The 19,695-nt window shown below is 63.4% G+C and carries 21 protein-coding genes and 1 pseudogene; 15 read left to right on the top strand and 7 right to left on the bottom strand.

Going from position 1 to position 19,695, the window contains the following annotated elements:
* Positions 1–144: 144 nt before the first annotated feature.
* The 4 genes from HMPREF3173_RS17800 to HMPREF3173_RS17785 all read right to left on the bottom strand — a co-directional run bounded on the left by HMPREF3173_RS17800 (position 145) and on the right by HMPREF3173_RS17785 (position 2,759).
* Entirely contained in the window at positions 145–903 is a 759-nt protein-coding gene (locus HMPREF3173_RS17800; protein ID WP_070575070.1) for a hypothetical protein, read from the bottom strand.
* A complete protein-coding gene (locus tag HMPREF3173_RS17795) occupies positions 896–1,171 on the bottom strand; it encodes a DUF1145 domain-containing protein (protein WP_070575067.1) in 276 nt (91 codons plus the stop codon). The genes HMPREF3173_RS17800 and HMPREF3173_RS17795 overlap by 8 nt, the downstream gene beginning before the upstream one ends.
* Before the next feature lie 95 nt (positions 1,172–1,266).
* A complete protein-coding gene (locus HMPREF3173_RS17790; protein WP_070575064.1) occupies positions 1,267–1,983 on the bottom strand; it encodes a PA1041 family peptidoglycan-binding anchor lipoprotein in 717 nt (238 codons plus the stop codon).
* A gap of 86 nt (positions 1,984–2,069) precedes the next feature.
* Positions 2,070–2,759, bottom strand: a complete 690-nt coding sequence (locus HMPREF3173_RS17785; RefSeq protein ID WP_043213095.1) for a PA1041 family peptidoglycan-binding anchor lipoprotein — start codon at positions 2,757–2,759, stop codon at positions 2,070–2,072.
* Between the two features lie 158 nt (positions 2,760–2,917).
* Between HMPREF3173_RS17785 and HMPREF3173_RS17780 the strand changes: the two genes are divergently transcribed.
* From HMPREF3173_RS17780 to HMPREF3173_RS17745, 8 genes are all read left to right on the top strand, one after another.
* A complete protein-coding gene (locus tag HMPREF3173_RS17780; RefSeq protein ID WP_070575061.1) occupies positions 2,918–3,412 on the top strand; it encodes a DUF6231 family protein in 495 nt (164 codons plus the stop codon).
* A gap of 4 nt (positions 3,413–3,416) precedes the next feature.
* The gene (locus HMPREF3173_RS17775) at positions 3,417–3,893 is read left to right on the top strand and encodes a YchJ family protein (RefSeq protein ID WP_070575058.1); all 477 of its coding nucleotides are present in this window, start codon (positions 3,417–3,419) and stop codon (positions 3,891–3,893) included.
* Positions 3,894–3,895: 2 nt separating this feature from the next.
* Positions 3,896–4,372 carry an LEA/WHy family protein gene (locus HMPREF3173_RS17770; RefSeq protein WP_070575055.1) on the top strand — a complete coding sequence of 159 codons (477 nt, stop codon included), beginning with the start codon at positions 3,896–3,898 and terminating at the stop codon, positions 4,370–4,372.
* A 7-nt stretch (positions 4,373–4,379) separates the two neighbouring features.
* On the top strand, positions 4,380–4,583 hold the full coding sequence (locus tag HMPREF3173_RS17765; protein ID WP_011532538.1) for an SEC-C metal-binding domain-containing protein: 204 nt from the start codon (positions 4,380–4,382) through the stop codon (positions 4,581–4,583).
* 203 nt (positions 4,584–4,786) lie between these two features.
* Entirely contained in the window at positions 4,787–7,228 is a 2,442-nt protein-coding gene (locus HMPREF3173_RS17760) for a penicillin acylase family protein (protein WP_070575052.1), read from the top strand.
* A gap of 120 nt (positions 7,229–7,348) precedes the next feature.
* Entirely contained in the window at positions 7,349–8,362 is a 1,014-nt protein-coding gene (locus HMPREF3173_RS17755) for a ligase-associated DNA damage response exonuclease (protein ID WP_070575049.1), read from the top strand.
* Complete coding sequence (locus HMPREF3173_RS17750) at positions 8,359–10,017, top strand: ATP-dependent DNA ligase (protein WP_070575047.1); 1,659 nt, start codon at positions 8,359–8,361, stop codon at positions 10,015–10,017. The genes HMPREF3173_RS17755 and HMPREF3173_RS17750 overlap by 4 nt, the downstream gene beginning before the upstream one ends.
* Before the next feature lie 107 nt (positions 10,018–10,124).
* Positions 10,125–11,240, top strand: a complete 1,116-nt coding sequence (locus HMPREF3173_RS17745) for a succinylglutamate desuccinylase/aspartoacylase family protein (protein ID WP_070575045.1) — start codon at positions 10,125–10,127, stop codon at positions 11,238–11,240.
* Between the two features lie 21 nt (positions 11,241–11,261).
* On the opposite strand, the gene HMPREF3173_RS24090 is transcribed toward HMPREF3173_RS17745, so the two are convergent.
* Entirely contained in the window at positions 11,262–11,492 is a 231-nt protein-coding gene (locus tag HMPREF3173_RS24090; RefSeq protein ID WP_080642124.1) for a hypothetical protein, read from the bottom strand.
* A 97-nt stretch (positions 11,493–11,589) separates the two neighbouring features.
* Positions 11,590–12,156, bottom strand: coding sequence for a dCTP deaminase (gene dcd, locus HMPREF3173_RS17740; protein ID WP_043213075.1), 567 nt, complete (start codon positions 12,154–12,156; stop codon positions 11,590–11,592).
* Positions 12,157–12,482: 326 nt separating this feature from the next.
* Here dcd and HMPREF3173_RS17735 point away from each other — a divergent pair, with 326 nt between their 5' ends.
* Positions 12,483–12,695 carry a cold-shock protein gene (locus tag HMPREF3173_RS17735; protein WP_043213073.1) on the top strand — a complete coding sequence of 71 codons (213 nt, stop codon included), beginning with the start codon at positions 12,483–12,485 and terminating at the stop codon, positions 12,693–12,695.
* A 148-nt stretch (positions 12,696–12,843) separates the two neighbouring features.
* Here HMPREF3173_RS17735 and apbC read toward each other — a convergent pair whose 3' ends face one another.
* Entirely contained in the window at positions 12,844–13,938 is a 1,095-nt protein-coding gene (apbC, locus tag HMPREF3173_RS17730) for an iron-sulfur cluster carrier protein ApbC (protein WP_043213071.1), read from the bottom strand.
* Between the two features lie 162 nt (positions 13,939–14,100).
* Between apbC and metG the strand changes: the two genes are divergently transcribed.
* From metG to HMPREF3173_RS17700, 6 genes and pseudogenes are all read left to right on the top strand, one after another.
* Complete coding sequence (gene metG / locus HMPREF3173_RS17725; RefSeq protein ID WP_070575042.1) at positions 14,101–16,140, top strand: methionine--tRNA ligase; 2,040 nt, start codon at positions 14,101–14,103, stop codon at positions 16,138–16,140.
* Between the two features lie 93 nt (positions 16,141–16,233).
* The gene (locus tag HMPREF3173_RS17720; RefSeq protein WP_070575136.1) at positions 16,234–16,782 is read left to right on the top strand and encodes an Rnf-Nqr domain containing protein; all 549 of its coding nucleotides are present in this window, start codon (positions 16,234–16,236) and stop codon (positions 16,780–16,782) included.
* Positions 16,779–17,603: pseudogene (locus HMPREF3173_RS17715) on the top strand (RnfABCDGE type electron transport complex subunit B); the annotation flags it as partial. The gene HMPREF3173_RS17720 and the pseudogene HMPREF3173_RS17715, both read left to right, overlap by 4 nt.
* A 4-nt stretch (positions 17,604–17,607) precedes the next feature.
* Positions 17,608–18,579, top strand: coding sequence for an RnfABCDGE type electron transport complex subunit D (locus HMPREF3173_RS17710; protein ID WP_070575037.1), 972 nt, complete (start codon positions 17,608–17,610; stop codon positions 18,577–18,579).
* Complete coding sequence (locus HMPREF3173_RS17705) at positions 18,576–19,178, top strand: RnfABCDGE type electron transport complex subunit G (RefSeq protein WP_070575033.1); 603 nt, start codon at positions 18,576–18,578, stop codon at positions 19,176–19,178. Before HMPREF3173_RS17710 ends, HMPREF3173_RS17705 begins: the two co-directional genes overlap by 4 nt.
* The gene (locus HMPREF3173_RS17700) at positions 19,171–19,695 is read left to right on the top strand and encodes an NADH:quinone oxidoreductase (protein WP_070575030.1); all 525 of its coding nucleotides are present in this window, start codon (positions 19,171–19,173) and stop codon (positions 19,693–19,695) included. The genes HMPREF3173_RS17705 and HMPREF3173_RS17700 overlap by 8 nt, the downstream gene beginning before the upstream one ends.

Genomic DNA, 19,695 nt, shown 5'->3' with positions numbered 1-19,695 from the left:
GGCGCTGGCGAAGCCTGCGATGGGCCGCGCAGCGGCACCAGCTTGAATGGCTGACGGTTGCTCCACCGTCCAAAACAGGCCCCTATCAGCACGCCGAGTGGAGGTGTTTGGGACGAACTGAATCAGCTTCGCCCAATAATCAACTCATAAACGCTCCAGGACCAACTCCCCAGCCGCTCCTGCCAACCCGGGCTGCCCCTCCACGCCTGGCCGCCCATCCGCACCGGCGTCGGTTCGATAAACAAGGCATCCCTTGCTGGCGCCGCCCAAGCCAGCCTTGCCCGCCGCACCCGGCTTGCCCGGCGCACCGCCATCGAGCCGAACCTGGATACGCTCCGGCGGGAACCCCTCCGGCACAGCCAGGCGAATGCGCCCACCGGAAGCGCCATCATGCCCGTTTCCACCGTCGTCTCCATTGGCGCCGCGGCTAGCCTGGCCCCAGGTACAACCGCCGGCTTTGCCGTTGGCACCATCGAGCCCGACATAGCCTGGCGCACCGGCGCCGCCTCGGGCATCGATCGACAGCCGCTGCGCCTGCAACCCGTTCAGCCTGAGTTCCAGATCCCGCCCAGGCCGGGCGGCGCGTTCATAAGTGCCGGCAGCGCCGGTGGCACTGATTTCGCTGCCGTCACCCAGCTCGGCAACACCGGTCTCGATACGCAAAGGGGCCTCGGCGGGGGTAATGGCAATACGCGCATCGCGCCCCAGCACCAGACGATCCACCTTCAGCTCCGTCAGCGTCGCGGGCAGCAACAATGTCGCCGAATCGGCGATCTGCAATTGCTCCAGGTGCACGCTGCTCGCCTTGTTCGGTAGGCGCAACATCGAATGGGCCGCGACGTCCAGGCTTTCGGCCTGGACCATGGGACTGGTCAACGCCAGCATCAACATCACCTTACGCATGGCGTGGCGTCTCCAAGGGCTTGGGAATGGACATGACATGAAAAATGCCCGTCAGCAGGATCTGCAGCCGATCGAACCAACGGTGGCTACGCCCGCGCAGACTGGCATTGAAGAACAGCACTTCCAGGCAGTGCAGGCTCAGCAGGAAGATCCCCACGGCATTGAGCAACAGATTGAACGGCAGCGGTTGCGGCATGAACAGGTTAAACAGCACCACCCACCAGAACACCACCGTCAGGGCCTTGCCCAGGCCCAGGATGAATTTCATACCCGCCCCCTGAATTTGTTGTTATGGCTGCAAGGCCCGAGCGAGCAGGCCGTGCAGCCAACAGTAAACCTATGCCAGGGTAGGCGCCAGAGGTGTCAATTCAGGTGCAGTTCTACCCGTCGATTACGGGCACGACCTTCTTCTGTGTCGTTGTCGGCCACAGGCTCGCTTTCGCCGCGGCCTTGGCTGGTCACCTTGTCCGCTGCCAGCCCCTGACCGATCAAGAACTCCGCGACACTGCCGGCACGCTGCTCAGACAGGCCCTGATTGTATGCATCGGTGCCGACGCTGTCGGTAAAGCCAATGACCTTGATACGGGTCACCTGCGGATCGCTCAGTTGGGGGAGCAAGGCGCGCAGGCGTTGCTGGGCCTCGACGGTCAACTGTGCCGAGTCGAAGGCGAACAGCACCTGCCCCTGGTCATCCAGGGTAATGACCTCAGGCACCGGCGCTTCGCCTGCCGGTGGCGTTGTCGGATACTGCGGCAACGGGCAGCCCATGTGATTGACCGACGTCCCGGCCGGGGTATCAGGGCAGCGATCGCGACGGTCGAACACGCCATCACCATCCTCGTCGCCATCCTGGGCGTAACAGATCAAGCCACCGGCGATGGCGCCGAGCGCTCCGGCACCGGCAGCCCAACTGGAATTCTCGATGGCACCCAAGCCGCCGCCGACCAGCCCGCCTAGCAGGCTGCACAGGGGCCAGGTCCGTTGATTGAGGGGCGCGCTGCCATCGCTGTGGGTGGCACAACCGGCGAGCAGGCCTGTAACCAGCACCAGCGGCAACGCCGCCTTAGACATAACACCCATGATCAATGCTCCTGTGTCACCGGTCTCTACCGGTCACCCGAGTAAAGACGCGCCCATGCCACTGCTCAAGGCATGGGCGCATGCCGTCAGCGCTGGATCTTGATCTCGGTGCGGCGGTTCATGGCACGGCCATCAGCCGTCGCGTTGTCGGCAACCGGCTGGGACTCCCCGGCCCCTACCACCGCAACGAAACTGCTACGTGGCACACCGCTTTCGACCAGATAGTCGGTGACCGAATGCGCACGGCGCTCGGACAGTTTCTGGTTGTAGGTATCAGAACCCACACTGTCGGTATGTCCGGTGACGGTCAGGCGGGCGCTGGGCGCTTCCTGCTTCAGCCGGGTGGCAATGGTGTTCAGTCGCTCCTTGTCGGTGGCAGTCAGGCGGGCGGAATCGAATTCGAAGTGCACGTCGCGGATGACGATGACTTCTTCCTTCTGTACCACCACCTCCTCGACCGGCGCCGGTGCCGGTGGGCAGCCGTTGGCATCGACCTGTACACCGCGTGGCGTGCCAGGGCACTTGTCCCGGCTGTCCGGTACGCCATCGCCATCTTCGTCGCCATCGCCGTGGGCCCAGCAGTAGCCCGCCGCCAGGCCACCGCCAAGCAGCGCGCCCCAACCCGCCCAAGTGGAACTCTCGATGGCGCCGAGGGCTGCGCCACTTACACCCCCGACGGCAGCACACTTCGGCCAATCGGTTTTTTGCAAACCTGCACAACCAGTCAACACGCTGGTGAGCAGGACCAGGGGTATCGCTGTGCGTACTATGCTCATTTTGTCGCATCTCCTAGGGGGAATCGGCATAAGACCGATCCTTCGGAGTAAAGACCGCCCGCTTCCTCTCTGCCAGCAATAAGCCATACAGGGCACCACGCCTCTTTGCCGAGCGCTCCCGGCCCGATAGGCTAGGACGACCTGAACGAGGATTGGCAATGACCGACAGTTTCTCCCAGCGCACCCCACAGCAGGCCCTGGCAGCTTTGCTCGAGCGCTTCACGCCCCAGCGTCTGCTGGTGGTGGGCACGCGCTTCCCGGCCTTGGAAGCCTTCGCCCAGGCGCATCCGCAAGTGCATATCGAAGTGGTCCTGCCAGGCCCGCTGCCCGCACCGGCCGCCGCCCAGCGCTTCGACCTGGCGGTACTGGTGGATTGTCTGGAGCACCTGCCCAAGCGCACCGGCCTTCAGTTGCTCGGCGGCATCCGCAATCTCAATGCCAGCCGGGTCGCAGTGCTCGCCGACCTGCAAGCCTGCGGCTGGCAGGACACGGACTTCTTCGCCCTGGCGCTGTCGGCCAGCGAGAAGTTCCGGCGAGACGAGCAGGTATTGAGCCTGTTCACCTATGATCTACATGACTACAAGCAGGTCCCGGACTGGCTCAACGCCAAGTTCTGGGCAAACCCTGAAAACTTCGGCAAGTACTGGTGGTGATTCAATGAGTGTCTCGGTCTGTCCATGCGGCAGTGGCAACCTGCTCAATGCCTGTTGCGGGCGATACCATGCCGGCACCCCGGCGCCCGACGCCCAGGCCCTGATGCGCTCGCGCTACAGCGCCTATGTGCTGGGCTTGGTCGACTATCTGGTGGACACCACCCTGCCCGCCCAGCAGGCCGGCCTGGACCGCGCCGCGATCGCTGCCTGGAGCGCCCAGAGCACCTGGCTTGGCCTGGAGGTCGAGAGCGCCGAGGTGTTGGGCGGACAGCCTGAGCACGCCTTCGTCAGCTTCACCGCACGCTGGCATGACCAGCACGGCGATCACCAGCACCGCGAGCGCTCTGCCTTCGTTCAGAACAGTGGTCGTTGGTACTTCATCGACCCGACAGTTTCACTCAAGGCCGGACGCAACGACCCTTGCCCCTGCGCCAGCGGACAGAAGTTCAAGAAATGCTGCGCCAGTTACATCGGTAGCTGACCATGAGCACCCTGACCCGCCTGCTTGCCCTGTCATTGCTGATGACGCTCCTGGCGGGCTGTGCGAGCTGGGGTGACGACGAATGGCGTGAACCGCAGGTGCACCTGGTCCGGGTCGAGACGATCAAGGCCCGGTTGCTGCAACAGGAGTTCATTCTCCACGTGCGGGTCGAAAACCCCAACGACAGCCGCTTGTTCATCCGCAGCCTGGACTACTCGGTACGCCTGAACGACCTGCTGCTGGTGCAGGATGAAGCCAGCCTGTGGCGAAGCGTCGGCGGCCACGCCCAGCGCACGTTCAAGATCACGGCCCGAACCAACCTGTGGCAAAAGCTCAAGCCCTTGGCCAAGATGCTCAAGCGCGAGCAGCCTCTGCACTACCGCCTGCAAGCCGAACTGCACACGGGACTGATCATCCATCGGGACCTGCACTTGTCGCGCAGTGGTGAGATAATCCCCGGCGATCTTCAACCGGAGTAACCCTGCAATGACCCAGCAACCCCATGTTCATGGCCCGGACTGCAACCACGGTCACGACCATCACCATGATCACGACCACGGCCACGTGCACGGCCCGCACTGCAACCATGGCCATCAGGAGCCGGTGCGCAACGCTCTGAAAGACGTTGGCCGCAACGACCCGTGCCCATGCGGTAGCCAGAAGAAATTCAAGAAGTGCCACGGGGCCTGACCCCGCGGCAGCGGCACGTTTCAAGCGACAAGAAAAAGCAGACTCGCCCTCGACCTGCTTTGACTTGAAGCTTGAAACTTCAGGCCCGGCCAACCACTGGGCAGCCCCCTGAAAATAAAGCCTACAGGCACCTTGCATGGCGACCGCGCGCTCACTAACGTAGCGCCTTTCCGAATCCCGCCACGCCCTGCAGGAGCCTTGTCATGGCAGCCCCCGTCCTTCCCCCCTTCCGCCTTCGGTTCGGCCCCGCTGCCGTCGTGCTCGGCATGTTCGGCCTGGCCGGCTGTCAGGTGGGCGGCTACCAGGACAGCGTGCCTGCGACCACTGGTGTGCAACCGCTCAAAGGCCTGGCGCAGAATGTCTCGGTACGCCGCAACGCCATGGGCGCACCGCTGATCGAAAGCAGCAGTTTCCATGATGCGCTGTTTAGCCTGGGCTACGTGCAGGCCGGCGATCGCATCGAGCAGATGGTCGCCATGCGCCTGCTGGCCCAAGGGCGCCTGGCTGAACTGGCCGGCCCTGACGCCTTGGACATCGATCGTCTGATGCGCGCTGCCAACCTCAAGCAAAGCGCTGGACAGCTTTACGCCGACGCCTCGCCACGCCTGAAGCGGTTCTTCGAGGTCTATGCCCGCGGCGTCAACGCCTATCTGTTCCGTTACCGCGACAAGTTGCCGGCGGACCTGGCTCGTAGCGGCTATCGCCCGGAGTATTGGAAGCCTGAGGACTCGGCGCTGATCTTCAGCCTGTATGCCTTCAGCCAGTCGGTGAACCTGCAGGAAGAACTGACCGCCCTGACCCTGGCGCAGAAAGTCGGCAGCGACAAGCTTGCATGGCTGCTGCCAGGTGCTCCCGACGAACCGCTGGCCGAGGCTGAACTGGACAAGCTCAAAGGCCTGAACCTGACGAGCCAACTGCCAGGTCTGGAGCGCCTGGGCGCAGCAGGGCAGAAGCTCGCCGATCTGGGCCTGCTGGGCAGCCCCGGCTCGGCCAACCTGGCGCTGTCGCCGCAACGCAGCCGCAGCGGCAAGAGCCTGCTGGCCAGCGATAGCCGCGCCACCTGGGCCCTCGCCCCGGTACAGATCCACACCGGCAAGTATCAGGTCGCAGGCCTGGCACTGCCGGGCCTGCCCATCATCCTCGCCGGCTACAACGGCAAGCTGGCCTGGAGCAGCAGCGCGGTGATGGCCGACAACCAGGACCTGTACCTGGAGCAACTGCGTCACCAGGGCAGCCAGGTAACCTACTTGGCCGATGGCAAGTGGCAGCCTGCCCGAGCACGCAGCGAAACCTTCTTCGTCCGCGGTCAACGTCCCCTGCGTGAAGTCATGTACGACACCCGCCACGGCACCCTGCTCAGCCAACCGGCCAATGCCAGCCTGGGCCTGGCCCTGAACCTGCCACAACTCAAAGGCGACCGCAGCCTTGACGCGCTGTTCGACCTGACCCGCGCATCGTCGGTGGAGCGGGCCTTCGACAATACCCGTGAAGTCGGCGCCGCTGCCCTGAACTTCGTCTTCGCCGAACCGCAGCACATCGGCTGGCAGGTCAGCGGCCGCTACCCCAACCGCCGCGAAGGCCAGGGCCTGCTGCCCTCGCCCGGCTGGGATAGCCGTTACGACTGGGATGGCTACGCCGACCCGATGCTGCACCCCTACGACCAGGACCCGGTCGCCGGCTGGGTCGGCCATGCCAACCAACGCAGCCTGCCACGTGGCTACGGGATGCAGCTGTCCAACACCTGGTACTACCCCGAGCGCGCCGAGCGCCTGGCCCAGCTGGCCGGCAACGGCCGCCACGACAGCCGTAGCCTGATGGCCCTGCAGAACGACCAGGTCACTCTGCTGGCAGACAAACTCAAGCAGATGTTCGACGCCCCCGGCATGGCCCAGTCGCTCACTCAAGCGATCGACGCATTACCGGCCGCCCAGCGGGACAAAGCCCGTGAGGCGCTGACCCGGCTCAAAGCCTTCGATGGCCGCCTGAGCCCGGTATCGGCCGATGCCGCGTTGTATGCGTTGTTCCTGCAGGAGGTCGCTCGCCAGACCTTCCTCGACGACCTGGGCCCGGAGTCCAGCCCGGCCTGGCAGGCGTTCATCGGCAATGCGCAGCTTTCCTACTCGGCCCAGGCCGACCACTTGCTGGGCCGCGAGGACAGCCCGTTCTGGGATGACCGCAACACACCGCAAAAAGAAGACAAGCCCGCCATTCTCGCCCGTAGCCTGGCGGGGGCCGTGGATGCTGGCGTTGCCCAGCTGGGCAGCGACCGTCGCGCCTGGCAATGGGGCAAGCTGCACCAGTATCGCTGGCCGGCACCGGCCTACCATGGCCTGGGTGATGCCATCAGCCGCAGTCCCATGGCCGCAAGCGGCGATTTCAGCACCCTGGCGCTGACGCCTTATGCCTGGGGTGGCAGCTTCGATACCCACCTGCCCGCGTCGGCGCGCATGATCGTCGATTTCGGGCAGGCCGAACCGCTGCAGGTGCTGACGAGCAATGGCCAGTCCGGCAACCCCGCGAGCCGGCATTACAGCGATGGCCTGGACGCCTGGTTCCAGGTGCGTTTCATGAACCTGCCGCTGCAACAGCAGAACTTCTCCCGCGCCTATGGCTCGCAGCGACTCACCCTGGTCCCTGCCCGCTGATTGCCAGCACCCCCTTTGAACCGCGACGTCCGCCGTTGGACGCTCGCGGTTCCTTCACCAAGAACTTCCATGATCCTCGCGTGCTCTGAGGTTACAAGCCCTTAGCCAACCGGCACGCCTATGGATCTCGTCATCGCCCGCCCCGAAGGCCTCTATTGCCCGCCCGGTGATTTCTACATCGACCCGTGGCGCCCGGTGGACCGCGCAGTGATTACCCACGGCCACGGCGATCACGCCCGGCCCGGCAATCACCATTACCTGACCGCCGCCCCCGGTGCAGGCATCCTGCGCAGCCGATTGGGGCCGGACATCCAGTTGCAGACGCTTGCCTATGGCGAACGCCTCGAACACCGGGGCGTGACCTTGAGTTTTCACCCCGCTGGCCATGTGCTCGGCTCGGGCCAGGTGCGCCTGGAATACCAAGGCGAGGTCTGGGTCGCCTCGGGAGACTACAAGATCGAGCCGGACGGCACCTGCGCTGCGTTCGAGCCGGTGCGCTGCCATACCTTCATCAGTGAGTCGACTTTCGGCCTGCCGATCTACCGCTGGCAACCTCAGGCCGAGGTGATGGCACAGATCGATGCCTGGTGGCGGGCCAACCGTGAACAGGCCAAAACCAGCGTGCTGTTCTGCTATGCCTTCGGCAAGGCTCAGCGGATTCTCCACGGCTTGGACCCGCACGCCGGCCCAATTCTGGTCCATGGCGCGATGGAACCTCTGAACCGCGTCTATCGGGAAGCGGGCGTGCACCTGGCCCCGACGCACTACGCAGGCGACATCCCCCGCAACGACCCGATGCTGCGCCAGGCCCTGGTGCTGGCTCCGCCTTCGGCGGCCGGTAGCAGTTGGATGAAGCGCTTCGGCGATTACAGTGACGCCTTGGCCAGCGGTTGGATGCGCCTGCGCGGCACCCGACGACGCCGCGGCGTGGACCGCGGGTTCGTGCTCTCCGACCATGCCGATTGGCCGGGGCTGCTATGGGCGATCGAGCAAACCGGCGCCGAGCGGGTGATGGTCACTCACGGCTCGGTCGATGTGTTGGTGCGCTACCTCAACGAACAGGGCCTCGATGCCCGCGCCTTCGCTACCGAATACGGCGACGAGGACGAGACCGACACCGAGGCTGGCACATGAAGACCTTCGCCGAGCTCTATCTGCGCCTGGACGCGACCACGTCCAGTAATGCCAAGCTCGAGGCCCTGCGCGACTACTTCGCAGACGCACCTGCCGAGGATGCAGCCTGGGCCGTGTACTTCTTGGCCGGCGGCCGTCCGCGGCAAATGGTCCCTACCCGCCTGCTGCGCGAGCTCACCCTTGAACTTTCGCACTTGCCCGACTGGCTGTTCGAAGAGAGCTACCAGGCTGTGGGCGACCTGGCAGAGACTATTTCCCTAGTGCTCCCGGACAACCCGCATGGCAATGACGAGGGCCTGGCCTTTTGGGTCGAGGAGCACCTGTTGCACCTGCGCGGCCTACCGCCGGAAACCATTCGTCAACGCCTGCCGGGCTTGTGGTCGCAGCTGGATCGACCCGGCCTGATGCTGTGCCTGAAACTTATCACCGGCAGCTTCCGCGTCGGGGTGTCCAAACTGCTGGTGACCCGCGCCCTGGCCCAACTCGCCGGTCTGGATGCCAAACGCGTGGCGCAGCGCCTGGTGGGCTATACCGATCTCAGCCACCGCCCGACGGCGCAAGACTACCTGCAGCTGATCGCCGCCGAATCTGCCGATGAACATCGCCAACGCGGCGGCCAGCCCTACCCGTTCTTCCTCGCCCACGCGCTGCAGGCTCCCGTCGAGCAGTTCGAGACGTTGCTCGGCCCGGTGTCTGCCTGGCAGGCGGAGTGGAAGTGGGATGGCATTCGCGCACAGGTGGTCAAGCGCGATGGCCAGCTGTGGATATGGTCACGGGGAGAGGAACTGGTCACTGAGCGCTTTCCGGAACTGCACAGCCTGTCCACCACTTTGCCTGACGGTGTAGTGCTCGATGGTGAAATCCTGGTCTGGAAACCGGGCAGCCAAGCCGGCGATGTCGCCGTGCAACCCTTCGCCCTGCTGCAACAGCGCTTGGGCCGCAAGACGCTGGGCAAGAAGTTGCTCACCGAGGCGCCGGTGGTGCTGCAAGCCTATGACCTGCTCGAATGGCAGGGCGAAGATTGGCGCAACCAGCCTCAACATGAACGTCGGGCCCAACTGCAACACCTGACGCAGCAGTACCCGCTGGCCCCGGTGCTGGTGTCACCGTTGCTACAGGGCCGCGACTGGCATGACCTCGCCCGCCAGCGCGAGCAGTCACGCAGCCTGGGCGTCGAGGGTCTGATGCTCAAGCAGCGCGATGCCCTCTATGGCGTCGGCCGCACCAAAGACATGGGCCTGTGGTGGAAGTGGAAGATCGATCCTTTCAGCGTCGATGCCGTGTTGATCTACGCTCAGCGCGGTCATGGCCGTCGTGCCAGCCTGTACAGCGATTACACCTTTGCCGTCTGGGACGGGCCACCGGGGACTCCCGGACGCACCCTGGTGCCTTTCGCCAAGGCGTATTCCGGGCTGAGCGATGCAGAAATGCGGCAGGTCGACGCCATCATCCGCAAGACCACGGTGGAAACCTTCGGCCCCGTACGCAGTGTGACCCCGACACTGGTGTTCGAACTGGGCTTCGAGGGTATTGCCTTGTCCAAACGCCACAAGAGCGGCATCGCGGTGCGCTTTCCGCGCATGCTGCGCTGGCGCCATGACAAACCTGTGGAAGAAGCCGACGACCTGGCCACCTTGCAGGCCTTGCTTGCCTGAGTGCGGGCAAACCCGCGCAAGGAGGCTGCGCAATGGCAGAAGTTATGCTTCTATCTTTCTGCCGACTGTCATCGCAGACCGTATTCGCCACTTCAGCCAGGACCACCATGCATCATTCGACCCACGACCTGCTGTCCCCTGTCCCGGGCATTGCCCGCCAGCTTCATAGCTTCCACTTCGGCCCTCGCGGCGGTGGCAAGGTGTACATCCAGGCGTCACTGCACGCCGACGAGCTACCCGGCATGCTGGTGGCCTGGCACCTGAAGCGACGTTTGCTGGAGCTAGAACAGGACGGACGGCTGCAACGCGAGATCATCCTCGTGCCGGTGGCCAACCCCGTGGGCCTGGAACAGGTGCTTCTGGACGCCCCCTTGGGGCGCTTCGAGCTACAGAGTGGCGAAAACTTCAACCGCAACTTCGTTGATTTGTCCGACAGTATCGGCGATCAGATCGAGGGGCATCTGACCCATGATCCTTCGCACAACCTGGCGCTGATCCGCGAGTATCTGCGCCGGGGCCTGGATGCGCATCCCGCGCGCACCCCACTGCAATCCCAGCGCCTGACCCTGCAACGCCTGGCGTGCGATGCCGATATGGTATTGGACCTGCATTGCGACTTCGAGGCCGTGGAGCATCTGTACACCACACCGGAGGCCTGGAATCAGGTAGAGCCGCTGGCCCGCTATCTGGGCGTGCAGGCCAGCCTGCTGGCCACGGACTCCGGCGGCCAGTCTTTCGATGAATGCTTCAGCCTGGTGTGGTGGCAGTTGCAGCAGCGTTTTGGCAAGCAGTTCCCCATCCCCCTGGGCAGTTTCTCTGTGACTGTCGAGCTACGCGGGCAGGCAGATGTCAGCCACGACCTGGCCACTCAGGATTGCCAAGGGATACTCAATTTCCTGACCCATGCTGGGGTCATTTCGGGAGAAGCGCCCGCCCTGCCGCCATTGGCCTACCCGGCAACGCCGCTGGCCGCCGTGGAGCCTGTGGTGGCGCCGTTGGGCGGGCTGTTGGTCTTCCACGCGACACCCGGCCAATACCTGGAGGCGGGCGAGCTGATCGCGGAAGTCATCGATCCGCTGAACGACCGGGTGACCGCGGTGCGCAATACCCAGCCTGGCCTCCTTTATGCGCGCAGCGTCAGGCGCATGGCCACAGCGGGCATGGTCGTCGCCCACGTGGCGGGCGAGCAGGTCTGTCGCAGCGGTTACCTGCTGGCCAACTGAGCCCGTCGTGCTGCCTGGCCCTCAGGCCACCGGCGAAGGAGGTGGTTCGTCAGGCAAGGTCGGCTCTCCCGGCTCCATGGGTGGCGACTCGCCAGGATCAGGGGGCTGAGGTGTGTCGGGGTCGGGCTGATGGGGTACGCCACCGGCTTGTACGGGCGTTGAAGGGTGCGCCAGCAATGACCAAGCCAGCAGCCCGATCTGGTTGGGCTGCAGGACGGCGAGCTTCGCACTGATTGCGGGGTGAAGTTTCATTGGCGGCTCCCGGCGATGCCCGATGCGCGTCATGCGCACCGGATCGTTCTAGCCATTGGAGTGCCTGGCGGGCGAGGAATTCCCCGCGCTCGTCGCCTCAGGTGCGTGGCAGGGTGACGCCGCGCTGCCCTTGGTATTTACCACCGCGATCCTTGTAGGACACTTCGCACTCCTCATCGGATTCGAGGAAGAGCATCTGCGCCACGCCTTCATTGGCATAGATCTTCGCTGGCAAGGTGGTGGTATTGGAGAACTCCAGGGTCACGTGCCCCTCCCACTCCGGTTCCAGGGGCGTGACGTTGACGATGATGCCGCAACGCGCGTAAGTGCTCTTGCCCAGGCAGATGGTCAGCACATTGCGCGGAATGCGGAAGTACTCGACGGTGCGGGCCAGGGCGAAGGAGTTCGGAGGGATGATGCACACGTCGCTCTTGACGTCGACGAAGCTACCGGCGTCGAAGTTCTTCGGGTCGACAGTGGCCGAGTTGATGTTGGTGAAGACCTTGAATTCATCGGCGCAGCGCACGTCGTAGCCGTAGCTGGACACGCCGAAGGAAATGACTCGGCTGTCCTCGCCGCCGCGCACCTGGCGCTCGACGAACGGTTCGATCATGCCGTGTTCCTGCGCCATGCGGCGAATCCACTTGTCCGATTTGATGCTCATGGCGGGAGTGTCCTGAAAGTGCTAGGTGAAAAACGAGACGCGCATCTTACCGGTCCCGGCGGCTACGGCAAAGTTCCATCCCGCAATCCCGCGCCGGACGGGAGCTGCAGCCGCCGCCGATCCGATTTTCGACAAAGCCGTCATTGACCATTGGCAGGTCGGGGAAAGTGGGTTAAGGTGGCGCCACTGTGCTGCACGTGACACCGAGAATCTCTGTTTGATGCACGATTCCTATCGGCCCATCGCTGAATTTTCCGCTCTCTTTGCACTCAGTCCCGGCCAGGGTGTTCCTGTGCCGAAATCTACTTTGTCCAAGGAGACATACCATGTCCAACCGCCAATCCGGTACCGTCAAGTGGTTCAACGATGAGAAGGGCTACGGCTTCATCACCCCTCAGTCGGGTGACGATCTGTTCGTACACTTCAAGGCCATCCAGGCTGACGGCTTCAAAACCCTGAAAGAAGGCCAGGCTGTTACTTTCGTCGCTACCCGCGGCCAGAAAGGTATGCAGGCTGAAGAAGTTCGCATCGAAGGTTAATCCTTCTTTCGCGCTTCAAAAAAACCCGCCATATGGCGGGTTTTTTTATGCCTGACGCAGAAATTTGCAGGCTTCTTCGCGGATTGAACCCGCTACCACAGAGGCGGGAGCGGGTTTACCCGTGAAGCAAATTTGTCGGCCCTGCGGATCAGTCCTCGCTGATGGTGATGTTCGGCATCGCAGGCGCCGCAGCTTCCTGCAGCACGATCCGCGCCCCTACCTGGCGGGCCAGTTCCTGGTAGACCATGGCGATCTGGCTTTCCGGCTCGGCAATGGCGGTCGGCTTGCCATTGTCGGCCTGCTCGCGGATCAACATCGACAGTGGCAGCGAGGCCAGCAGGTCGACGCCATACTGGGCGGCGAGCTTCTCCCCGCCCCCCTCGCCGAACAAATGCTCGGCATGACCGCAATTCGAGCAGATGTGTACGGCCATGTTTTCCACCACCCCCAGCACCGGAATGTTCACCTTGCGGAACATCTCCACGCCTTTCTTCGCATCCAGCAGCGCCAGATCCTGCGGGGTGGTGACGATCACGGAACCGGCCACCGGCACTTTCTGCGCCAGAGTCAACTGGATGTCGCCGGTGCCAGGCGGCATGTCGATCACCAGATAGTCCAGGTTATCCCAGGCAGTCTGGGTCACCAGTTGCAGCAGCGCGCCGGAAACCATCGGGCCGCGCCAGACCATCGGGGTATTGTCATCGGTGAGGAAGGCCATCGACATGACTTCCACGCCGTGCGCCTTGATCGGCACAAACCATTTCTGCTCGCGGATCTGAGGGCGGGTACCCTCGGCGATACCGAACATGACACCTTGGCTCGGGCCATAGATATCGGCGTCCAGGATGCCGACCCGGGCGCCTTCGCGGGCCAGGGCCAGGGCCAAGTTGGCAGCGGTGGTGGACTTGCCCACCCCGCCCTTGCCCGAGGCCACGGCGATGATGTTCTTGACGTTGGCCATGGCCGGGACCTGAGCCTGGGCCTTGTGCGCCACGACCACGCACTCGACGGACACTTGTGCGGCCGTGACGCCGTCCAGGTTCTCGATGGCCGTGCCCAGCACCTGCGCCCAGCCATTCTTGAACAGCCCGGCCGCATAGCCCAACTGCAACTGCACATTGACCTGGCCGCCCTGGATATCGATAGCGCGCACGCAACCGGCGCTGACCGGATCCTGATTCAGATAGGGGTCGGTGTACTGGCGAAGCACGCCTTCGACGGCGGCACGTGTGACGGCACTCATGGAGGCTCCCATTGACAGGCTTTAGATCGAACAGGTGCCTATGCTAACCCGTCAATCGTCAGCAGATGCGTCCTTGGGGTGAAATATATTCGTCAGCCCTTTATAGTTGCCGATCATCTTTATTTTTTCCATCCTGTCGCCAGATTAAGTAGCCGAGCCACCATGTCCGAGCCACGCCAGATTCTCGTCACCAGCGCCCTGCCCTATGCCAACGGTTCAATCCACCTTGGCCATATGCTCGAGTACATCCAGACGGACATGTGGGTGCGCTTCCAGAAGCTGCGCGGCAACCAGTGCATCTATGTCTGCGCCGACGACGCCCACGGCTCGGCCATCATGCTGCGCGCCGAAAAGGAAGGCATCACACCCGAACAGCTGATCGCCAATGTCCAGGCCGAGCACAGCAGCGACTTCGCCGACTTCCTGGTCGACTTCGACAACTTCCACTCGACCCACTGCGAAGAAAACCGCGAGCTGTCGAGCCTGATCTACACCCGCCTGCGCGACGCCGGCCACATCGCCACCCGTTCGGTCACCCAGTATTACGACCCCGAGAAGGGCATGTTCCTGGCCGACCGCTTCATCAAGGGCACCTGCCCCAAGTGCGCGGCCGAAGACCAGTACGGCGACAACTGCGAAAAATGCGGCGCCACCTACGCACCCACCGAGCTGAAGAACCCAAAATCGGCAATCTCCGGCGCCACGCCGGAGCTGCGCGACTCCCAGCACTTCTTCTTCAAGCTCCCGGATTTCCAGGCCATGCTGCAGCAGTGGACCCGCAGCGGCACCCTGCAGGAAGCGGTCTCGAACAAACTCGCCGAGTGGCTGGATTCGGGCCTTCAGGAGTGGGACATCTCCCGTGATGCACCGTACTTCGGCTTCGAGATTCCAGGCGAACCCGGCAAGTACTTCTACGTCTGGCTGGACGCGCCGATCGGCTACATGGCCAGTTTCAAGAACCTCTGCGCGCGTCGTCCGGAACTGGACTTCGACGCGTTCTGGAAAGAAGACTCCAAGGCCGAGCTGTACCACTTCATCGGCAAGGACATCGTCAACTTCCACGCCCTGTTCTGGCCGGCCATGCTCGAAGGCGCGGGCTTCCGCAAGCCGACCGGCATCAACGTGCACGGTTACCTGACCGTCAACGGCGCGAAGATGTCCAAGTCGCGCGGCACCTTCATCAAGGCGCGTACCTACCTGGACCACCTGGCCCCCGAGTACCTGCGCTACTACTACGCCTCCAAGCTGGGCCGTGGCGTCGACGACCTGGACTTGAACCTCGACGACTTCGTGCAGAAGGTCAACTCCGACCTGGTCGGCAAAGTGGTCAACATCGCCAGCCGCTGCGCAGGCTTCGTGCACAAGGGCAACGAGGGCGTCCTGGTCGCCGGCGATGCCGCACCCGAACTGAGCGAGGCCTTCCTCGCGGCTGCGCCGTCGATCGCCGAAGCTTACGAGAATCGTGATTTCTCCCGCGCCATGCGTGAAATCATGGCACTGGCCGACCGCGCCAACGCTTGGATTGCCGACAAGGCCCCCTGGTCCCTGGCCAAGCAGGAAGGCAAGCAGGACGAGGTCCAGGCCATCTGCGCCCAGGGGATCAACCTGTTCCGCCAACTGGTGATCTTCCTCAAGCCTGTGCTGCCGCTGCTGGCTGCCGATGCCGAGGCCTTCCTCAACGTCGCGCCGCTGACCTGGAATGACCACCTGTCGCGCCTGGAAAACCACAAGCTCAACCCATTCAAGGCGCTGATGAGCCGCATCGAGCCTGCCAAGGTCGAAGCCATGGTCGCCGCCAGCAAGGAAGACCTGGCTGCCACCCAATCCCCGGTCCCGGCAGGCAACGGTGAACTGACCAAGGACCCGCTGTCGCCAGAAATCGAGTTCGACACTTTTGCCGCGGTCGATCTGCGCGTGGCGCTGATCGTCAAAGCTGAGGCCGTGGAAGGGGCCGACAAGCTCCTGCGCCTGACCCTGGACATTGGCGACGAGCGTCGCAACGTGTTCTCCGGTATCAAATCGGCCTATCCTGACCCGGCCAAGCTCGAAGGCCGTCTGACCATGATGATCGCCAACCTCAAGCCACGGAAAATGCGCTTCGGCGTGTCCGAAGGCATGGTCATGGCGGCCGGCCCGGGTGGCGAAGAGATCTACCTGCTCAGCCCTGACAGCGGCGCCAAGCCTGGCCAGCGCATCAAGTAAACGTCCGCGTTTCTGCCCCGGTCCAGTGCCGGGGCATTTCCATCCCCGGCCGCCTACCGGATAATGACGGCAGCCCCGGCCATCGGCATCCCCATGAACGACTACGTCTTGGTTCTGGTCAGCGCTGCGCTGGTCAATCACCTGATCTTGCATAGGACGCCGGTCTCCCGCCTGCGGATTCACTTGCTCGGCGCATCCATAGCCTTACTCATGCTTTTGGGCCTGCCGCTTGGAAAGCTATTGCATGATCAAGTGTTGAATGCGTTGGGCCTGCAGGACCTGCAATTGTTCCTGTTCCTACCGCTGTTGCTGTTACTGGGCTGGGGCATCGCCAATGCGCTCCAGCGGATACAGCCGACCTGGCCATTGCAGGACCTGCTGCCCTGGCTGCTCTGCAACGCCCTGGTGCTAGGCTTGCTGCTACAGGTCATCCATGCGAATGATCGATGGTTGGCGGTGTGGGGATGGGGCGTATTCGGTGGATTGGGCTTCTGGCTTGCCCTGGCATTGTTCGATGACCTGCGCCAGCGCAGCGATCATTCAGACCTCCCCAGTGCTTTGCGTGGCCTTCCCATCGACCTGATCGGTGCCGGAGTGATGACCATGGCATTTTCCGGTTTCAACGGATTATTTACACAATGAGTCTGATTCAACGCATCGATGCCCTGCTGCCGCAAACCCAATGCGGCAAGTGCGGCCATGCCGGTTGCCGGCCCTATGCCGAAGGGCTGGCCGCGGGCGAAGCGATCAACAAATGCCCACCCGGCGGCGACGAAACCATCGCCGCCCTTGCCAACCTGCTCAAGGTGCCGGTCATTGCACTGGACACTGGGCGTGGTAACGCACCGCCCCAAGTCGCCTTTGTTCGCGAGGCCGAATGTATCGGTTGCACCAAATGCATCCAGGCGTGCCCAGTGGATGCCATCGTCGGCGCCGCCAAGCTGATGCACACGGTCATCGCCAGCGAGTGCACCGGCTGCGACCTCTGCCTGGCGCCTTGCCCGGTCGATTGTATCGACTTGCTGCCCCTGCCTGACAAAATCGTACCTATCGTCGGCGGCCTGGCTCACACCGCCGAACAACTCGATGCCCGCGCCAAACGTCGTGACCACGCTCGTTATCGCCACGAACAACGCAATGCCCGACTGCAGCGCGAGGAAGCACGTCGCCAGGCCGAACGTATGGCACGCAGCCAGCGTGCTGCGAACACTCCGACCGCCAGTGGCGACGCATCCGACCCGATCAAAGCCGCTATCGAACGGGTCAAGGCACAAAAGGCCGCCCACAACGATGCCGCCCTCAAGCAAGCCAAGATCGCAGCGGCCATGAGCCGCGCGCAACTGAACAAAGCCCGCAGCGCATTCGGCGCCGCACCGAACGAGGCGCAGCACGCCCAGTTAAACCTACTGGAAAAAGCCGCCAAAGACGCCCAACAGCACCTCGACGCCCTTCAGGCCGGGGCGGATCATGCCCGCGCCTGATCCGCGCTTGCGCAGCGCCATGGGCCAAGTGCTGCTGGCCTGTGTGCCAGGCTTGCTAGGGCTACTTTGGCTGCACGGCTGGGGCGTACTGTTCAACTTGTTGTTTTGCGCAAGCACTGCGCTGGCCTGCGAAGCGTTACTCCTGGCCCTGCGCAGCCAACCTGCGCAACCGGCGTTGGCCGATGCAAGCGCATTGGTAACCGCCGTACTGCTGGCCGCCTCACTGCCCCCCCATGCGCCCTGGTGGTTGCCGGTCATCGCCACAAGCGTCGCCATCGGCGTTGGCAAGCACGCTTTTGGCGGGGTCGGCCGCAACCCCTTCAACCCCGCGATGGTCGGTTATGCCTTCGTGCTCCTGAGCTTCCCCCTACAGATGAACCAATGGCCGGGCCACTCGCCCGGGCTCATGGAAAGCCTGCACAGCCTTTGGGCCAGCACCGGACACATCGACGCCTGGGCTACCCCGACAGTGCTCGATGGCCTGCGCCACAATCGCAGCCTGACCATCGATGAACTGTTCGCCCAGCACCCTGGATTCGGCGCGATTGGAGGTCGAAGCAGCGAATGGGTGAATGTCGGTTTTTTGGTGGGCGGGCTGTTCCTGCTTCAGCGCAAGGTCATCAGTTGGCACACGCCGGCAGGCTTGCTCGGCGGATTGTTCCTGTTCAGCCTGCTGTGCTGGAACGGATCAGGTTCCGACTCCAATGGCTCGCCGCTGCTGCACTGGTTTTCCGGCTCGACCATGCTGGCCGCATTCTTCATCGCCACTGAGCCTGTGTCTGGCCCCAAGAGTCCTCCGGCGCGGCTACTGTTCGGTTTCGGCACTGGGCTGCTCATCTACTTGATCCGAACCTGGGGTAGCTACCCCGACGGTACCGCGTTCGCCATCTTGCTGATGAACCTTGCCGTGCCGGTTCTGGAGCGATACGCCGTACGTCGCACGCAGGCCGCCCCATGAACCGAACAGCGCGCGGTGTCCTGTTGGTTGTCGCGGTCGGCGCCTTGTCACTGGGTATGGCATTGATCTGGAGGCATTGGACGCTCTCGGCCATCCAGCAAGCCGAGCAACAGCTGCAAAGCCGTCAATGGCTTTCAGTGCTTCCTGACAGCAGCTATGACAACCAGCCCCTGCAAGCGCCCCTCGCCCTGCGCGATACCCGTCTGCCCCATAGTCAGTTGCTGGCCGGTTACCGTGCCACATTGGCTGGAAGCCCGAGCGCTATCTTGCTGCGCAGTCAGGTCCAGGGTTATGCCGGCCCGATAGTCCTGGCAATCGCGATCGCCCCCAATGGGCGTCTGCTGGGCATTCAGGTGCTAGAACAACAGGAGAGCCCTGGACTGGGGGCGCGCTTGATCGACCCTGCGGTGCACTGGTTGGAGCAATTTTCAGGCCACGCCCAGACCAGCCGATGGGCATTGAAACGTGATCAAGGGGACTTCGACCAGCTGGCAGGCGCTACCGTCACCTCACGCGCGGTAATCGACGCCCTGCAGGACGCATTGCGCTATTTCGACACCCATCGAACCGCATTGCTGGAGGAAAGTGCACATGAATAGGTTCGGATTGCTGGGGGTGAGCGTGGTGTCGTTGGTCGGTGCGACCTCGACCCTGGCGCAAGGGATAATGATCGGCCTTTGCGCGGCCGGGATGATCATCACTCACCAGGTCTTGATGCTCCCACTGCGCAAAAATCTGACTGGCCTCCCCCGTTTGCTGGCCAGCCTGCTGCTGCTCGCCGGTTTGGCCAGTTGCCTGCAATTAGGTTTGAACGCTTGGGCGCTACCCCTGGCCCTGGCGCTCGGCCATTACCCGGCCTTGCTGAGCGTGCAGAGCCTCGCGGTGGATTACCTGCTCCCCACCACGGGGCGGTGGCGCTATCTCGCGGTTCACGTGAGCGCTCTGTCAATGCTATGCGTGCTGCTTGGCGCCTGTCGTCAATGGTTGGCAACAGGACCAGGTCTTCATTTAGCGGGCCTTGTGCCTGGGGGGTTGATGCTGCTTGGCCTGCTGCTGGCCCTGTACAATCGCCTGCATCCGGGGGCTGCCCCCTCACGTTGTCAAGGAAGCCGTTGA

The sequence above is a fragment of the Pseudomonas sp. HMSC08G10 genome (assembly GCF_001808425.1).
In the GTDB taxonomy this organism is placed as follows: Bacteria; Pseudomonadota; Gammaproteobacteria; order Pseudomonadales; family Pseudomonadaceae; genus Aquipseudomonas; species Aquipseudomonas guariconensis.
This window is presented reverse-complemented; position numbering and strand designations above follow the sequence as displayed.

Excerpts from the sequence above, each read along its gene's own strand:
- HMPREF3173_RS17800 (WP_070575070.1), bottom strand. The coding sequence starts at position 903 with ATGCGTAAGGTGATGTTGATGCTGGCGTTGACCAGTCCCATGGTCCAG.
- HMPREF3173_RS17795 (WP_070575067.1), bottom strand. The coding sequence starts at position 1,171 with ATGAAATTCATCCTGGGCCTGGGCAAGGCCCTGACGGTGGTGTTCTGG.
- HMPREF3173_RS17790 (WP_070575064.1), bottom strand. The coding sequence starts at position 1,983 with ATGGGTGTTATGTCTAAGGCGGCGTTGCCGCTGGTGCTGGTTACAGGC.
- HMPREF3173_RS17785 (WP_043213095.1), bottom strand. The coding sequence starts at position 2,759 with ATGAGCATAGTACGCACAGCGATACCCCTGGTCCTGCTCACCAGCGTG.
- HMPREF3173_RS17780 (WP_070575061.1), top strand. The coding sequence starts at position 2,918 with ATGACCGACAGTTTCTCCCAGCGCACCCCACAGCAGGCCCTGGCAGCT.
- HMPREF3173_RS17775 (WP_070575058.1), top strand. The coding sequence starts at position 3,417 with ATGAGTGTCTCGGTCTGTCCATGCGGCAGTGGCAACCTGCTCAATGCC.
- HMPREF3173_RS17770 (WP_070575055.1), top strand. The coding sequence starts at position 3,896 with ATGAGCACCCTGACCCGCCTGCTTGCCCTGTCATTGCTGATGACGCTC.
- HMPREF3173_RS17765 (WP_011532538.1), top strand. The coding sequence starts at position 4,380 with ATGACCCAGCAACCCCATGTTCATGGCCCGGACTGCAACCACGGTCAC.
- HMPREF3173_RS17760 (WP_070575052.1), top strand. The coding sequence starts at position 4,787 with ATGGCAGCCCCCGTCCTTCCCCCCTTCCGCCTTCGGTTCGGCCCCGCT.
- HMPREF3173_RS17755 (WP_070575049.1), top strand. The coding sequence starts at position 7,349 with ATGGATCTCGTCATCGCCCGCCCCGAAGGCCTCTATTGCCCGCCCGGT.
- HMPREF3173_RS17750 (WP_070575047.1), top strand. The coding sequence starts at position 8,359 with ATGAAGACCTTCGCCGAGCTCTATCTGCGCCTGGACGCGACCACGTCC.
- HMPREF3173_RS17745 (WP_070575045.1), top strand. The coding sequence starts at position 10,125 with ATGCATCATTCGACCCACGACCTGCTGTCCCCTGTCCCGGGCATTGCC.
- HMPREF3173_RS24090 (WP_080642124.1), bottom strand. The coding sequence starts at position 11,492 with ATGAAACTTCACCCCGCAATCAGTGCGAAGCTCGCCGTCCTGCAGCCC.
- dcd (WP_043213075.1), bottom strand. The coding sequence starts at position 12,156 with ATGAGCATCAAATCGGACAAGTGGATTCGCCGCATGGCGCAGGAACAC.
- HMPREF3173_RS17735 (WP_043213073.1), top strand. The coding sequence starts at position 12,483 with ATGTCCAACCGCCAATCCGGTACCGTCAAGTGGTTCAACGATGAGAAG.
- apbC (WP_043213071.1), bottom strand. The coding sequence starts at position 13,938 with ATGAGTGCCGTCACACGTGCCGCCGTCGAAGGCGTGCTTCGCCAGTAC.
- metG (WP_070575042.1), top strand. The coding sequence starts at position 14,101 with ATGTCCGAGCCACGCCAGATTCTCGTCACCAGCGCCCTGCCCTATGCC.
- HMPREF3173_RS17720 (WP_070575136.1), top strand. The coding sequence starts at position 16,234 with ATGAACGACTACGTCTTGGTTCTGGTCAGCGCTGCGCTGGTCAATCAC.
- HMPREF3173_RS17710 (WP_070575037.1), top strand. The coding sequence starts at position 17,608 with ATGCCCGCGCCTGATCCGCGCTTGCGCAGCGCCATGGGCCAAGTGCTG.
- HMPREF3173_RS17705 (WP_070575033.1), top strand. The coding sequence starts at position 18,576 with ATGAACCGAACAGCGCGCGGTGTCCTGTTGGTTGTCGCGGTCGGCGCC.
- HMPREF3173_RS17700 (WP_070575030.1), top strand. The coding sequence starts at position 19,171 with ATGAATAGGTTCGGATTGCTGGGGGTGAGCGTGGTGTCGTTGGTCGGT.